Consider the following 14,326-nt stretch of genomic DNA (forward strand, 5'->3'; position numbering starts at 1 on the left):
TGTTTTACTGACGTTTGGCAATTCCGTATCGGTCGGACAGCGCCTCCCCCAATATATTGAAGGCCATCACCACCACCAGAATCATAACCCCCGGATAGATCATTAATTCCGGGTGACTGCGGATGTATCCCGTTCCCTCATGAATCATCGCTCCCCATTCGGGAGTCGGCGGTTGGATGCCCAAACCGAGAAAAGACAACGCAGAAATATCCATGATCGCCCAGCCCATTTCCAGCGTACCAATGACCACAATCGGCCTTAGTACATTTGGAATGATATGCCGGCGGATAATGGCCCCTGAGGAGGACCCGCTAATCCTTGCGGCAGCTATAAAATTCCGTTCTTTCAGACTGACGACCATATTGCGGCACATTCTGGCATAATACACCCACTGCACCATCATTAAAGCAAGCAGTACCTGCATGAGGCCCGGCCCAAAAATACCGACAATGCCCAGCACAAGCACCAAATTCGGAAACGCCATAATACCTTCGCAAAACCGCATCAACACACTATCGACCCAGCCACCCACATAACCTGCAAGCGACCCGATCACAACGCCGATACTAAGCGAGGACAGGAAAATTAATGTCGCAAAGCCGAGGGAAATCCGCGCTCCATACAGCAACCGGGATAAATTGCACCGACCCAAATGATCGGTCCCCAGCCAGTATTCTTTCGAAGGTCCCTCCAGCTTGTGCAGTAAATTGACTTTAACCGGATCATGGGGAGCCAGCCAAGGAGCTAGCGCCATAATGATAAAAAGAGCAGCCAGTACGACAGAGCAGACCACGATTACCTTTTGACTTTTGAACATTGTACGCAACCTTATCATCACTGCTCTGCTCGTCCCTTCGATGAAATTCGGGGGTCCATATACAAATGCACCAGATCAACGAGCAAATTGCATACGATGAACAGGCATGCCGCCAAAAACACATAGCATTGTATGACGGGAATATCCCGGTTAAAAATCGCTTCCACAAAATAACGGCCAAACCCGGGCCATGAAAACACCTGCTCCACAATAATTGTTCCGGTCAGAAGCTTGCCCAGATTCATACCCATACTTGTAATCAGTGGAGCAATGGCAATTTTCAGTACATGCTTGAGCATGATCACCCGCTCACGAATTCCTCTAGTTCTGGCATACTGCACATACGTTTCCTGAAGCTGCTCCAACACACTGGAACGCAGCAGGCGCGTATATAAAGCAATCAGAACCAGCGACAGGGTTAACGTGGGCAACACCAGATGCTGCCACGTTCCTCGCCCCTCTACAGGGAGCCAATCTAATCGGACAGAGAAAAAGAAGATTAACAAATATCCCAGCCAGAACTGGGGTATAGACGCGCCAAAATATGAAATTCCTCGACTAAGCATGTCGATCCAGCCATTTTTACGCATCGCCGCCAGCACGCCCAGCGGAATACTTACCACAATAGATAGCACCATACTGCTCACAGCCAATTCAAAAGTGGCGGGCAGCCGAACCTTGACCTCATCCCACACCGGCTTGTTGGTTAGATACGAAGTACCAAAGTCCAATTGACTGATTCTTTGAAGTGTATGCATATACTGCGTCAGCAAAGGCTGATCCAGCCCGAACTCATGTCTTTTCTGCTCCAGAATCTCTGGAGTAGGGTAAATATGAGCAGCCGTCAAATAGGCCTCGGCCGGATCAACTGGTGAAATATGAATGAGTGCAAAGGTAACGAGGGTGGCAAAGAGAACAATAGGAATGACCGCTACCATTCGCTTCCCGATATAGCTGATCATGAGTTGTCCTCCTATCCTGTAAACTACCGTTACCCATCGGCTTCAGCTACTTTCCGATTTCAATTCCCTCAAACGGATTTTCATCCCGATTAGCCGGGAATACAAAGTTTGTAATCTTTTTCTGGTACACTGCCGTTTTCTTAATATACGAAATAGGTACAATGGCAGATTGCTCCTGGAGCGTCTTCAGAATCGAAGCATACAGCTCTTGGCGCTTGGTTTCATCTGTCGATGAGAGCGCTTGGTGTACTTGCTGATCCAGGTCTTTCTTCATCGGAAGGGCGCTCAGCACCTCGGAAATTCCGAAGCTCTTCTTAGCAATAACATTAATAAAGGAATGCGGATCATAAGGCGCACCATAGTTGTACCAGAAGTACAGATCAAACTGGTTAGATCTAAGGCGCTTAATTTGAACCGTCAGCTCCAGTCCGGTCAGGTTCACTTTGACACCCAGTTCTCCCCATTCAGCCTGAATGGTTTCAGCCATCGCCTTTTGGATCGGATCAGTCTTATCAAAAATCAGCTCAAAATCCAGCTGTTGTCCGTCTTTTTCCCGTACTGTACCGCCTGCGGGCAGCTTCCAGCCAGCCTCATTCAGCAACGATTTGGATTTTTCCACATCATAGCCAACAGGCTGTAAGTTTACATTCGTATACGGATAGTTTTTGGATAAAACCGTATCGGCTGTTTCCTCCAGCCCCGAGGTTACACCTTCCACCATTGCCTGCTTGTTAAAGCCATGCTGGAGTGCCAGACGTACCCGAAGGTCTGCCAGCTTGGGATTGGATGAGTTGAGTAACAGGCTTCTTGTACCGACAGGCTCGGACAGCGTGGTAACATACTGATTCGTGTCGCGAAGCTGTTTGAAAGCATCCAGACTAATGACACCCTCTCCATAAATCAGATCCAGATCGCCTTTTTCAAAGGCTATTACACGGGTTTCGCCATCAGGAATGATTTTTACCGTAATTTTATCCACCTTTGGTGCAGTGCCCCAATAATTTGGATTACGCTTAAAGGTTGCATATTCATCTTGCTTGTATTCATCCAGCATCCAAGGCCCTGTACCTACAGGTTTCTTGATTCCTTTGGACGTATCTCCATCATCCGGGAACCCCGCTTCACCCAGAAAACGGAACGGGCGAACGACAGACAAATCCTGAAGCACTGGGTAGTATGGCTCTTTGAGCGTCATTCGGAAGGTGCTGTCATCTACAGCTTCAGTTTTGTCGAGAACGTCTACTATACCAAGCCAGCTGTGCGTCTTCTCATTTTTCATAATAGCGTCAAAGTTCTTTTTGACAATGGCTGCATTAAATAGCGTTCCATCCGAAAATTTCACACCTTTGCGCAGCTTAAATGTATATATTTTGCCGTCCTTGGAAATGGTCCAGGATTCAGCCAAAGCAGGCTCCAGCTTGCCTCCTTGCTTGTAGCTGACTAACGGCTCATAAACCATGGATTGTGCAAAAAGTTGGGAAGGATTATATACGTGAGGATTCATCGTACCAATGTCACGCGGCCACGATAGCGTGATCGACTTTTCATTGGCAGCTCCCTCAGTAGAGGTGGATGCAGGTGTGTTCTCCTGCTTCGCGCAGCCCAAAACAACGGATAATAAGAGGAGCGCCACCAACATAAGGGTGGCAGTCTTGCGGTGTCGAACGGACATCAATGTATTTCCCCTTTTCTATATATGTGATAATGATTATCATAATCATATTTAGAATAGGTACCACGTGCTATTTTGTCAACAACATTCGACAAGCCATCCTCTTATTTATTTTAAATTTGTAGAATATTAAATTTATGGCTTAATTCGCCAACGTTTGAAACAGAGCACGCGTGTACTCATGCTGTAACAAGTCTTTATCCCATTCCTTAAATATTTCCACGATCTCCCCCTGAACCATGACGGCAACGCGGTCACAAAACTGACGAGTAGATTGGAGATCGTGAGTGATGAATAGGTAGGACAACTCACGTTCCTGCTGCATTCTCTTAAGCATGCCCAGTACGGAAAACTGCGTTGTCGTATCCAGATTGGCGATCGATTCATCGAACAAGATAATATCCGGCTCCACCGCCAACGCTCGGGCAATACATACCCGCTGTTTTTGCCCGCCACTTAGTTGTGTTGGGTATTTTTCCAGACATTCCGTGTCCAGCCCCACAGATTCCAGTAAAGACTGGCAAATATCCAGTGTTTGCGCTTTTCGTCCGGGAAAATAATTGTGGATTGGCTCCTCCAAAATATCTCGTATGGTCATGCGAGGATGGAGCGAGGAAGACGAATCCTGTGCGACCAGTTGGATTCGTTTGTACAGATGGATATCCTTCATCCTTCCGGTGTGAATGGGCTGGTCATCCAGCCAAATCTCTCCTGAAGTCAACGACTCCAGCCCTAGAATACATTGTGCCAGCGTGCTTTTGCCACTTCCACTTTCTCCAACCAGTCCGAGACATTCCCCCTGTCGTAGCTCCAGACTCACCTTCTTCACGACCTGCTCGCTATCTTGCGTGCTGAACCAGCCTTTTCTCCGTTTGCGGACAGGGTATGCTTTGGTCACATTCTTCAATTCCAGCATCACTGGTGCATCCTTCCTTCCGGGCTCATCTCCAACACTCGATCTGCTATGCGACTCATCCCCTGGCGATCATGTGAAATCAGCAATATGGTGAGATCAAAGTCTTCTCTCAACTGTTGCAGCAATGCCAAGACCTTGTCCCGGTTGATAACATCCAACGCCGTAGTAGGCTCGTCGGCAATAAAGAGGCTCGGACCGGAGCTTAACATTGCAGCCAGCAGCACCCTTTGACACATGCCTCCGCTTAGTTCAAAAGGATATGACGACAAAATATGCTCAGGATTTGCAAATCCAACCTTGCGGAGCAGAGAGCGCAAATAGGCCTCCCGCACTGGAGTAGCACCTCCTCTGGCTATCTCCGTGGCACGGCTCAGCATCTGCCGCATCCGTGGCAGCACGCCCAGCGGGTGGACTTGCTGCGATGCAGTATGGGATGGGACAGCATCAGCGTGCCCCGGCTCCATCTGGTCATGCGGCATCCGACGCCGCCCGTGCAGTCTAAGCGTGTCCATCAGCTGGGCGCGGACAGTCCGGATCGGGTTCAACCCGCTCAGCGACTGTTGAATGAGCAGGGCAATATCCTCTCGGCGCAGCCTTTGCCAGCGCCGTTCCTGGAACGGGAGAATGTCTTCCCCGTTATAGTAGATACGCCCTTGCGTAACATTAATACCTGGCTCCAGCATGCCTGCGATTGCCTGTGCGGTCAGGCTCTTGCCGCATCCGCTCGGTCCGGTCAGGGCCACAATCTCCCCTGAATATATGGAAAAGCTCACATCACGCAGCAGTGGTTTGCTCCCACTTCCGCTTGCTCCTACGCCTGTGCGGCAGATTTCCAAATGTTCCACGTGTAACAACGGTTTTCGCCCTGCCACTTGCTCTATCGTATCCTTGCACCCAAGGGCTGTTTGATCCTCCACTATTTGGCCGCCCCCTTTTCCGAAAAGCGGTCGCCCAAAAGCTGGCAGGCAAGTACGAATAGCATAATCGCCAAGCCCGGGAAAATCATGACATGCGGAGCCACCTGAAAATACGAGGTTGCATCATGCAGCATCACGCCCCACTCTGGCTTGGGCGGCTGTACACCCAGTCCAAGAAAGGACAGCCCAGCGATCATCAGCACCACGCGTCCGATATCCCATACTGCATAAACCAACAACTGTGGCAACGCTTGTGGCAATACATAACGTCTCAGTATACGTACGTGTGAATTGCCGGATAAACGGGCATATCGAACGTAGTCCTCCTGACAGGCTTTTTGAACCAGACTACGGATATACCGGACATAGCCCGCCCACCGTACCGCAATAATCGCAAGGGTCATGTTAACAAAACCTGGACCCAAAATGCCCACAATTGCCACCGTTAAAATAATATCAGGAAAAGCCAGTACGCCGTCGATTCCCCGCATGATCAGCTGATCCACGCGTCCGCGCACATAACCAATGAGCAACCCTATAGGCAGACTGAAGCACAACGTAGCTACAGTAATTGCACATGCGATTAGCACGCTCATCCGAATCCCGTAAATTAGCCTTGACAGCACATCCCGACCCAGATGATCCGTACCGAAAGGATATTTCCGACTGGGAGGTGCCAGACGGTTCAAAAGATCCACTTGAAGAGGATCATGAGGAGCGACCCATGGAGCCAATAACCCAAGCAGCACGATCAGGCCAAACAGTACGCCTCCTGCCAGCAAGCTCCCTTGAAAGGAAAGCCGTATCTTTTTCATTTTCAGCTTCCCCCTTAACGCAAACGCAGCCTCGGATCTATCGCCGTCTGGACCACATCCACCAAACACTGAACTCCTACAATTAAAAATACGGCAAAAATAACATACCCCTGAATCACCGGATAATCTCGCTGTGTAATCGCATCTATAAAATAGTTGCCCAACCCCGGCCATGAAAAAATGGTCTCGACGATGACATTACCTGCCAGCATAAATGATAGATTGGTACCTAGCAGTGTAATTATAGGCAGAACCGCATGCTTAAATATCTCAAAAAACAGGATATGCATACGGGAAAAGCCTCGAGCCTTCGCTGCTTTCACAAAATTCCGGTCACCCAGCTCTAGCATTTGAGCGCGCAGTACACGGGCTTGCACAGCTCCCAAACCTGCGCCAAGAGTCAGCGCTGGGAGCACTAGATGTGTCCAATCCTCCCTTCCCATGGATGGGAGCCAGCCCAAGCGAACGGAGAACAGATAGATCAACAGAAACCCAAGCCAAAAAGAGGGGATCGACGATCCCAGCAGGGCGAACAGCCTGCCCAGACGATCCAATGGGCCGCTAATTTTTAACGAGGCAGCCAGCCCCAACCCCAGCGTAAGCACCGTCATGACGGCAAAGCCCGCAGCAGCTAGTTCCACAGTAGCAGGCAGTCTGTTCCACAGTTCGGCTAGCACGGATTCCTTGGATACATACGAGGTGCCCCAATGCCCTGTGAACACATCCCGCAGCCAGTTCACATATTGAATATGAAGCGGTTCGTTTAAGCCCAGTTCCTGCCGTAGCGTCGTCAACGCCTCCTCGGAGGCAGGGACATTATGCGCGGTGAGCAAAATGGTAGCAGGGTCTCCAGGAGCCAGCCGCATCAGTACAAAAGTCAGCGTGGATACAACGAATACAATGATGAGCAGCTGCGCCACACGTTCCAGTATAAAACGAATCATAGGATACGCCGCTCGTTATTCCGCAATATCGGATTGCGCTGTAATGTAGTAATACTCGATCGGATGGGGTGTAAAACCCTCTACCCCTTTTTTCACACCAAACACATTGTCAGGATGCACAATGAACGACTGTGGCAAATCCGTATCGATGATATCCAGCGCTTGTAGTGTCACAGCATTACGCTGCGCTGTATCCTTCGCCAGCTTCAAGCTGTTAAGAATACTCTCTAGCGGTTTGGAACTATAACGGCTTACATTGGCTTCGCTTTTCGAAGAATAAAACATGTCCATAAAATATTGTGGCTCTCCTGTATGAGCAGTAAGCATACTGTACATAGCAAAATCCCAATCGTTTTTGGTCAACGCCTCGTCGATATTTTCCACCTTGCGAATCTTGACCTGGATTCCCTCTTTCAGCAATTGGCTTTGGATGACCTCAGCCATAACAGAGAGCTCCGGACGCTGAGGAAAAGTCAGCAGCGTAACCTCGAACGGCTTGCCTTGCTTAGTCCATGTCCCTTGGGCGTCCTTCTGCCAGCCATCCTTCGTTAACAGCTGATCCGCCGTTCCGTCCAGCGCTTTACGCTCAACTTTACCGAAGGGAAGAATGCTCGGGAACGGACTGCTTGCTTCCGTACCGAAGCCCCTCATGACGGCGCTCACAATCGATGTGCGTGGAATCAGGCTGTCTACCACCTTACGGTTCGCCGCATCCTTGAATACTGGGGATTCCATATTGTACACGAGCATATGGGTGCGCAAGGAGGGAGCCGACAGCACTTGTAGCCTGTCGTTCTTTTTCAGTACCTCTGCGTTATCAACCGGAATATCCGTCGCTACGTCCACCTCGCCGGATTGCAGCGCCATCAGGCGCGAATTCCCGTCCGTAATGAACCTCATTGTCGCCTCAGCCAAACGGGCCTTCTCGCCCCAGTATCCGTCATAACGCTCTACGACCAAGGATTGGTCCTTGCTGAACGCTTTAATTTTAAAGGCGCCTGTCATCGCTGGGTAACTCTGCTCATCTTTCATCGATGCCACATCCAGTACAATCGTCGATGGATCAGCTAGATTGGACACCAACGCCGCATTCGGCTGGTTTGTCGTAATCTTTAAGGCCAGCGGGCCGCTTACATCAATGGACTTCACATTCAGTAAATCCTTCGCCAGATGGCTTTTCTCGATAGAGCGTAGCAAAGATGCTTTTACACTTGCTGCATCCATACTTTTTCCATTATGAAAAGTGACTTTATCCTGCAAGCTGAACGTCCAAACTGTAGGACTATCCTGCTTCCACTCCTTTGCCAGCCAAGCCACAGGCTCCAGCTTTTCATTCAAACGTACCAGTGTCTCACCTACACCGGATCGCATCACATCCCAGCTATTATCTCCGTGCGGGTCAACACCTGACGGTTTCCATGTATACGCCATTACCAGCTTTTTACCTGTCGCTGTTTGTTGTACTGACGCGTTCTCATCTTTGCCGGAGCTATTCGACGTCTTATTGCTAGTACATCCCGAAAGAGCCATAACTGCCAGTAACAGCATCACCCCTGTACATATCAACCATGAGCGCCTGCTACGATTGCTAATCATTCGATGAATCCCCCTCTATCTTGTAAAATCATATAAACCTAACGCAAAACGCGAAAAAAGCATTCCGGACCACTTGATCAGCAGTCAGAAATGCTTTCATTATAAAATGTCAAAACACACCTCGAAACCAACTCCAAAAACATAGAAGGGATCAGATCGGTTTCAGACATTCCGTATGCAGCACGCCTAACCACCTCCCCAGCATCCCGTGGGTCTGACAGTGATGTCAAAACAGGCAGGTCTCCTGACTCCAAGCGTATCTTTCAGGCCTTCCCGGTTCTTCACAGTTCCAGTGGCTGTTCTGAAAGCTCCAGCAGTATCCTGCTGATGCCTGTATACAGTGGCGGGCCCGTGTCGGAATCAACCGAACTTCCCTTTTAAGTGAACACGCTCAACAACTATCCACATGGTCTCAACAAAACCCCGTACATAGAGTCGTCCGGCTCACACCTGTTTTCTTCCTTTATTTCTTTCCATTACGATCTTATTTTGTTGTCACAGGCTTGTCAATAAATGCTGTATAATAATTTAAATTTGAACAATATAGTGAGAATGAAGGCAATGGCTATTCATTGCGTGCACGAAATGACGGTCATTCCGTCTCCCTCATGCTGTCCCGAAAACTGTACCAGACTACTTAATGAATCTAAAAGAGAAGCATAAACGAAAATTTAGCAGCGAGATTGCAGATCAATTGTACAAGCTATTAAAAAAGATACATTATTCCAAAGGCCTGAAAAAGCAGTTGGTTATTTCTTCTCCAAAAAATTGAGGAAGAAAAAGATTTGAAAAGCGACAAAACCAAAGAGTTGATCGGAAAATTAGTGAGCAAACCTTGTGGAATTTCTATTATAAGGATAACAGCATGGGGAGCAGCTACCAAACAAAAGAACTATATTGTTGATTCTTCTCAGACAGCCTTTGAGACAAATTTAACTATTAGAGAATTTACCCGTAAACATTCCTTAGTGAGTTAGAGAATGAGTTTGAAAAGCCTCCGGTGATTAGCCGGGGGCTTAATTTGTTAACTGACCATTTCCTGACAAGCCATGTCAGCGTGCCGTTTAGGTGCCTAGCAGTCCAGTTATTTTTTAGCTAGTAAGTGAGCGAAGCGAGGGATCTTGCAGGTCGTTCACAGCGTCGTACTGTAAACCAGGACGACGCGACGGCTTGCTTTAACGCTCGAAAAGTTGCGGAGCTAAAGAGTTTTGTACGAACAACCAAACGGGGAGGCACTTGCTATTAAACCGTCAGTTAATAAAAGGACCGTTGCGATCAATACGGCTCTCTTCTATCTTATTTTAAATTTTATCCATTAAATAAAATTATTTACAAACATAAAATTTACAGGTAATATTTACTTATTCCTTCTTATGGATAAAAAAACAATTGTATACACGACTCCAGAGAGGAGACTTAGTAGAAATGAGGTTGATAATGTTCTGAAAATAAAAGTAGATGCGGACACTGTGTAAAGTTGCAATGAGCCGTTAAGCGAAGAAGTTGTCGTCGTTGGTCCTTGAATAAAGGAATAATATATTCCTACCAAAAAACCGTAAGACAAATACTTAAACAGATTTTTTTCAAATTTACTCATTTCTTAGCCCCCAATAATATTTTTCGAAGAGGAGAATTTTAATACTATGAAACCATTCAAAGTCATGACTAAAACAGCAATAATTGCAGCATTGACAGCAATATTATTACCATATGGAGCCATTGCTTCTGCAAATGATGCGCCGAATCCATTGTCATCGACGATACAATCAGAAGCCGGAAAATGGGAACCGACAGATGAAATAAAGGCCAAGGAAGGACAAGTCTACAAATATATCGATCCTAGTAGTGTTAACGATGATGTTTATTACTATTATGTCAATTACGACAATTTAAATCAAGAAAAAGGTAATAATGATAGAATTAGTACCCAATCCATTGGGGTGACTCCTATTGTTAAAACCCATGAAAATCTAGGTTATTGGGTTGATACAAACAATGCAATTCGTGTAAGTACATATACTGGGCCTGCTGCTGCAAAAATTGCAGTGAAAACTAATATTAAAGTGAAAGCGGAAGGAGCAATAACAGGTGGCGTTAAAGCTATAGAAGGCACATTGGGTTTTGGTATAGAAGCTGATATTGGCCTAGATGATGAATATTCAATCAATGTTCCTAAAGGAGAAAGATGGGTCATTAGTGCTTTTCCACGATATGAAAAACATAGATTAGGAATGTATTGGCCAGCTCCATTCATAGGTGATCCTTTCATAGGTTATGTGAGAGTAGACAAGCCTGTGGGAATTGCTTTCAGAGTAGAAAAGCACTAATCATATCAAATAAATTGAAATAAAAAGAGAGGCCGTTGCAACCAACACGGCTTTTTTTTTATAGCGGAAAGTAGCGGGACTCTCGCGAGTCTACTCAGTTACTTTGGACTGGAGCTGTGGCGTCCGAACGATCTATTGCGTTCAAAGGACTCTATATCATACCTAGACAGGGTTACACGAAAGAATGTCGAATAGAGCGGGCAAGTAAAAGAATGATGAAACAGGATTGTAATTCGTCGTGACGGACAATTAAATACTTGGTACTACGGGCTTTTTATTGACAAGCACGGAGGGTGATGAAATTAACAAGACAGCGAAATTTGAGGATTGGAAGACCGGACATATGCACTCACAAAACTCTGGGTTTTGGAATTTAATTTCGTATGGAATCTTACTGTATCAGCATAGGGAGGCATTCACTTTATCTATCTGCTAACGCATACGGTTCGAATAATCTTCCGTGATTTTTGCTAGGATAAAAAAACCAACACGTTCCCAAAGAATATTTTCTATCGTCCACGACTTTCACGTCCAATAGTCATAATTCTGGCCCCCTGCTTTAGCTTGTCCAAATCCAGGAAATAAAGCAGCCCCCTTGTTGACGATCCGCGACTGTTGCGCATCTGCTTACGCTGGCTGCGAACCAATGTAAGCAGCTTCGTTAGGTTATAGCTGTCCAACTCCAAACTCAATCAATTTGGGTGTGCTGCGTCTGGCTCCGGCCAGCCTGACGCCTGCCGTAATAGATACCAGTTTGCACAGCCTATCTTCTCTGCTCATCTTCCCCGGATAAGTCCATGCCAAAAAGCCGGAAAAAAGGCATACGTTCTCTCTCCGGCTATCTTTATTTATTCCTAATCATCAAACCTTCTGTGGAACCTCTGAAACCGTCACGCTTTTGACCGATTCCCCTTGTTTTCTCGTCAAAACAATGTTCAAGACAATCGCTGTAATCGAACCCGAAACGATACCATTTTGCAACAGCATTTTGGCAAAGCTCGGCAGCTGGTCGAACATTTGTGGCAGAACGGCAGAGCCTAGGCCCACGGCAATACTGCATGCTGCGATCAGCAGATTGCTTTCCTTCCGCAGATCCACTTCTGACAAAATAGACATGCCTGATGCAGCAACCGAGCCAAACATGACGATCATCGCCCCGCCTAGCACAGCGTTAGGAATCACTGTCGTTAAGGCAGCCAACTTAGGCAGCAAACCGAGAACAACCATGATACCGCCCGCAGCAAAAATAACGTTCCGCGATTTGACGCGTGTGAGTGAGATCAGGCCAACATTTTGCGAGAATGCTGTATAAGGAAACGCATTAAAAATACCCCCAAGCATAATCGCAAGTCCTTCGGAACGCAGACCATTGACGATCTGCTTCTGCTCCACCTTCTGATCAATCGCCTTGCCTACTGCCAGATAAACGCCTGTAGACTCAACCATACTGACAATATTGACGATAATCATCGTACAAACTGCCATCATGCTAAACTCTGGCTTACCAAAATAAAACGGCTGCGCAATACTCACCCATGAGGCCTCCGCCACGGGGGCAAAGTGCACCATTCCCATTCCATAAGCAACCACCGTACCCGCGAACAGACCAATAAGCACGGAAATCGAGCGCAAAAAGCCTTTTGCCAACCGATTCACAAGCAGAATAACCAGTAGTGTAACTAACGCCAACAGCAAATTCCGTGGCTGTCCAAAGTCCGAACTACCCTGGCCCCCTGCTACATTGTTCATCGCCACCGGAATGAGAGATAGACCGATAATCGTAACGACCGAACCCGTAACAACCGTCGGGAAAAAGCGTAACAGCTTGCCATACAACGGTGCTGCTAACACCACAAATATACCGGACAAAATAATGGCACCGTACGCTGTCGCTAAATTTGAGGTCGAAGCAATTGCGATAATGGGCCCTACTGCCGTAAACGTACAGCCTAAAATGACAGGCAGTCTACTACCGAAAAAGCGTGTGCCCATAATCTGTAATAACGTAGCAATCCCGCAAGTGAACAAATCGGCAGCCACCAAATAAGCCATCTGGGCTGGTGTCAGGTGCAATGCTCCCCCTACAATTAGAGGTACAGCAATTGCTCCAGCGTACATGGCCATGACATGCTGGAAGCCCAGCGCGAATAACTTTTGTTTACTTAACATCCCACATTCTCCTTAACGGGAGGAATCACCGCTCCAGCTTCCTCTATAAAATGAACCTCGCCTGGTGCCATGAAAGCGATACGCGCAAGAGAACGCACGGCAATGCCTCTTTGCTCCAACAGTCCACGACCTTCCTGGAAGCTCTTCTCAATTACACAGCCAACCCCGGCCAGCTCCGCTCCTGCTTCCTTCACAATATCCGTAAGTCCAACCAAGGCTGCGCCAGTAGCCAGAAAATCATCCACGATCAGCACATGGTCGCTGGCATCAAGATATTTTTGGGAAATGCTCACCTGATAGGTTTCCTGCCGAGTGAACGAATGAACCTCTGCGAAGTATACCTGCTCATTCAGCGTGATTGCCTTCTTTTTCTTCGCATAAATGAACGGGACCCCCAAGGCAATAGCAGTAGCCATAGCAAATTGAATACCACTAGCTTCAATTGTAAGCACCTTGGTGATCGGAGCACTGCCGAAAAGGCGTGCAAACTCCTTACCAATCTCCAATGCTAATGCTGTATCTACCTGATGATTCAAAAATGAATCTACCTTTAATACGGTGTCAGATAAAATTTGTCCTTCTTGACGAATACGTTCCTCCAAAGCTTTCATTATGCGAGTATCGCTCCTTCTGTACTTTAAAATAGTATAAAACCTGCCAAAACCAAAAAAGGACAGGCTCCCTTGAGTTGTTTCTCAAGTGAAGCCTGTCCTTGGGGTTGTCATCCCTGACGGATTGGCGCACAAATAAATGCCCGCATTCATCCAAAGCCGATGCGCTATCACTCATAGTCGGACGATTACAGTGGTCATCCGGTAGAAACTTTTGGGCCATATCCCCAATATTATACGAGTCATATGAAATTGATATCTTGTATACTACACCCTCTGGCGGGCGGTTTCAAGACTATTTTTCATACAGACAGCGGCATTTGGAGAACCTTCCACAATTGGAATATCGTAAAATCAAATCGACCTTTGTTCAAGGTATATATATTGTGAGGACTTTGCATTATCCTGATTGTAGAAAACAGATAAAAAAACAAAAATGCATACAAAACAACACTTGATTTTAATTATAATTTTAAAAAACAAAAATAAAACCACAAATCCCACTTCCGTTTCTGTTGACTGCAAAGAAAAACGGAAGTAGTATGGAGTTAGTTAAGAAAACAAAAGGCAGACTTTCAGG

13 protein-coding genes and 2 riboswitches are annotated in these 14,326 nt (G+C 46.9%); of the genes, 2 read left to right on the forward strand and 11 right to left on the reverse strand.

Annotated elements, in window-relative coordinates; genetic code table 11:
• Positions 1 to 4 precede the first annotated feature (4 nt).
• The 8 genes from nikC (ACUYLD_RS13270) to ACUYLD_RS13305 form a co-directional block, all read right to left on the reverse strand.
• On the reverse strand, positions 5 to 835 hold the full coding sequence (gene nikC, locus ACUYLD_RS13270; RefSeq protein WP_348622549.1) for a nickel ABC transporter permease subunit NikC: 831 nt from the start codon (positions 833 to 835) through the stop codon (positions 5 to 7).
• Positions 835 to 1,779: a nickel ABC transporter permease subunit NikB gene (gene nikB, locus ACUYLD_RS13275; protein WP_071558037.1), complete on the reverse strand. Its 945-nt coding sequence runs from the start codon at positions 1,777 to 1,779 to the stop codon at positions 835 to 837. The genes nikC (ACUYLD_RS13270) and nikB (ACUYLD_RS13275) overlap by 1 nt, the downstream gene beginning before the upstream one ends.
• 46 nt (positions 1,780 to 1,825) lie before the next feature.
• Positions 1,826 to 3,451, reverse strand: coding sequence for a nickel ABC transporter substrate-binding protein (gene nikA, locus ACUYLD_RS13280; protein WP_446675249.1), 1,626 nt, complete (start codon positions 3,449 to 3,451; stop codon positions 1,826 to 1,828).
• Between the two features lie 142 nt (positions 3,452 to 3,593).
• A complete protein-coding gene (locus ACUYLD_RS13285; protein WP_446675250.1) occupies positions 3,594 to 4,370 on the reverse strand; it encodes an ABC transporter ATP-binding protein in 777 nt (258 codons plus the stop codon).
• Positions 4,367 to 5,284, reverse strand: a complete 918-nt coding sequence (locus ACUYLD_RS13290; RefSeq protein ID WP_446675251.1) for an ATP-binding cassette domain-containing protein — start codon at positions 5,282 to 5,284, stop codon at positions 4,367 to 4,369. Before ACUYLD_RS13290 ends, ACUYLD_RS13285 begins: the two co-directional genes overlap by 4 nt.
• A complete protein-coding gene (gene nikC / locus ACUYLD_RS13295; protein WP_446675252.1) occupies positions 5,284 to 6,099 on the reverse strand; it encodes a nickel transporter permease in 816 nt (271 codons plus the stop codon). Before nikC (ACUYLD_RS13295) ends, ACUYLD_RS13290 begins: the two co-directional genes overlap by 1 nt.
• Before the next feature lie 14 nt (positions 6,100 to 6,113).
• Positions 6,114 to 7,043 carry a nickel ABC transporter permease gene (gene nikB / locus ACUYLD_RS13300; RefSeq protein ID WP_446675253.1) on the reverse strand — a complete coding sequence of 310 codons (930 nt, stop codon included), beginning with the start codon at positions 7,041 to 7,043 and terminating at the stop codon, positions 6,114 to 6,116.
• Between the two features lie 15 nt (positions 7,044 to 7,058).
• On the reverse strand, positions 7,059 to 8,639 hold the full coding sequence (locus tag ACUYLD_RS13305) for an ABC transporter substrate-binding protein (protein WP_446675254.1): 1,581 nt from the start codon (positions 8,637 to 8,639) through the stop codon (positions 7,059 to 7,061).
• 217 nt (positions 8,640 to 8,856) lie between these two features.
• A riboswitch (cobalamin riboswitch) is annotated at positions 8,857 to 9,060 on the reverse strand.
• A 364-nt stretch (positions 9,061 to 9,424) separates the two neighbouring features.
• Between ACUYLD_RS13305 and ACUYLD_RS13310 the strand changes: the two genes are divergently transcribed.
• Together ACUYLD_RS13310 and ACUYLD_RS13315 are read left to right on the forward strand one after the other, a co-directional pair.
• Entirely contained in the window at positions 9,425 to 9,616 is a 192-nt protein-coding gene (locus tag ACUYLD_RS13310) for a hypothetical protein (protein WP_446675255.1), read from the forward strand.
• A 666-nt stretch (positions 9,617 to 10,282) separates the two neighbouring features.
• On the forward strand, positions 10,283 to 10,966 hold the full coding sequence (locus tag ACUYLD_RS13315; protein ID WP_446675256.1) for a hypothetical protein: 684 nt from the start codon (positions 10,283 to 10,285) through the stop codon (positions 10,964 to 10,966).
• A 509-nt stretch (positions 10,967 to 11,475) separates the two neighbouring features.
• Here the strand turns inward: ACUYLD_RS13315 and ACUYLD_RS13320 are convergent.
• The 3 genes from ACUYLD_RS13320 to ACUYLD_RS13330 form a co-directional block, all read right to left on the reverse strand.
• Positions 11,476 to 11,646: a hypothetical protein gene (locus tag ACUYLD_RS13320; RefSeq protein WP_254328087.1), complete on the reverse strand. Its 171-nt coding sequence runs from the start codon at positions 11,644 to 11,646 to the stop codon at positions 11,476 to 11,478.
• A 181-nt stretch (positions 11,647 to 11,827) separates the two neighbouring features.
• Complete coding sequence (locus tag ACUYLD_RS13325; RefSeq protein ID WP_250260081.1) at positions 11,828 to 13,135, reverse strand: nucleobase:cation symporter-2 family protein; 1,308 nt, start codon at positions 13,133 to 13,135, stop codon at positions 11,828 to 11,830.
• Positions 13,129 to 13,746: a xanthine phosphoribosyltransferase gene (locus ACUYLD_RS13330; RefSeq protein WP_446675257.1), complete on the reverse strand. Its 618-nt coding sequence runs from the start codon at positions 13,744 to 13,746 to the stop codon at positions 13,129 to 13,131. Before ACUYLD_RS13330 ends, ACUYLD_RS13325 begins: the two co-directional genes overlap by 7 nt.
• A 157-nt stretch (positions 13,747 to 13,903) precedes the next feature.
• A riboswitch (purine riboswitch) is annotated at positions 13,904 to 14,007 on the reverse strand.
• Positions 14,008 to 14,326: the final 319 nt, after the last annotated feature.

It is taken from the genome of Paenibacillus sp. SER-28, from assembly GCF_052906305.1.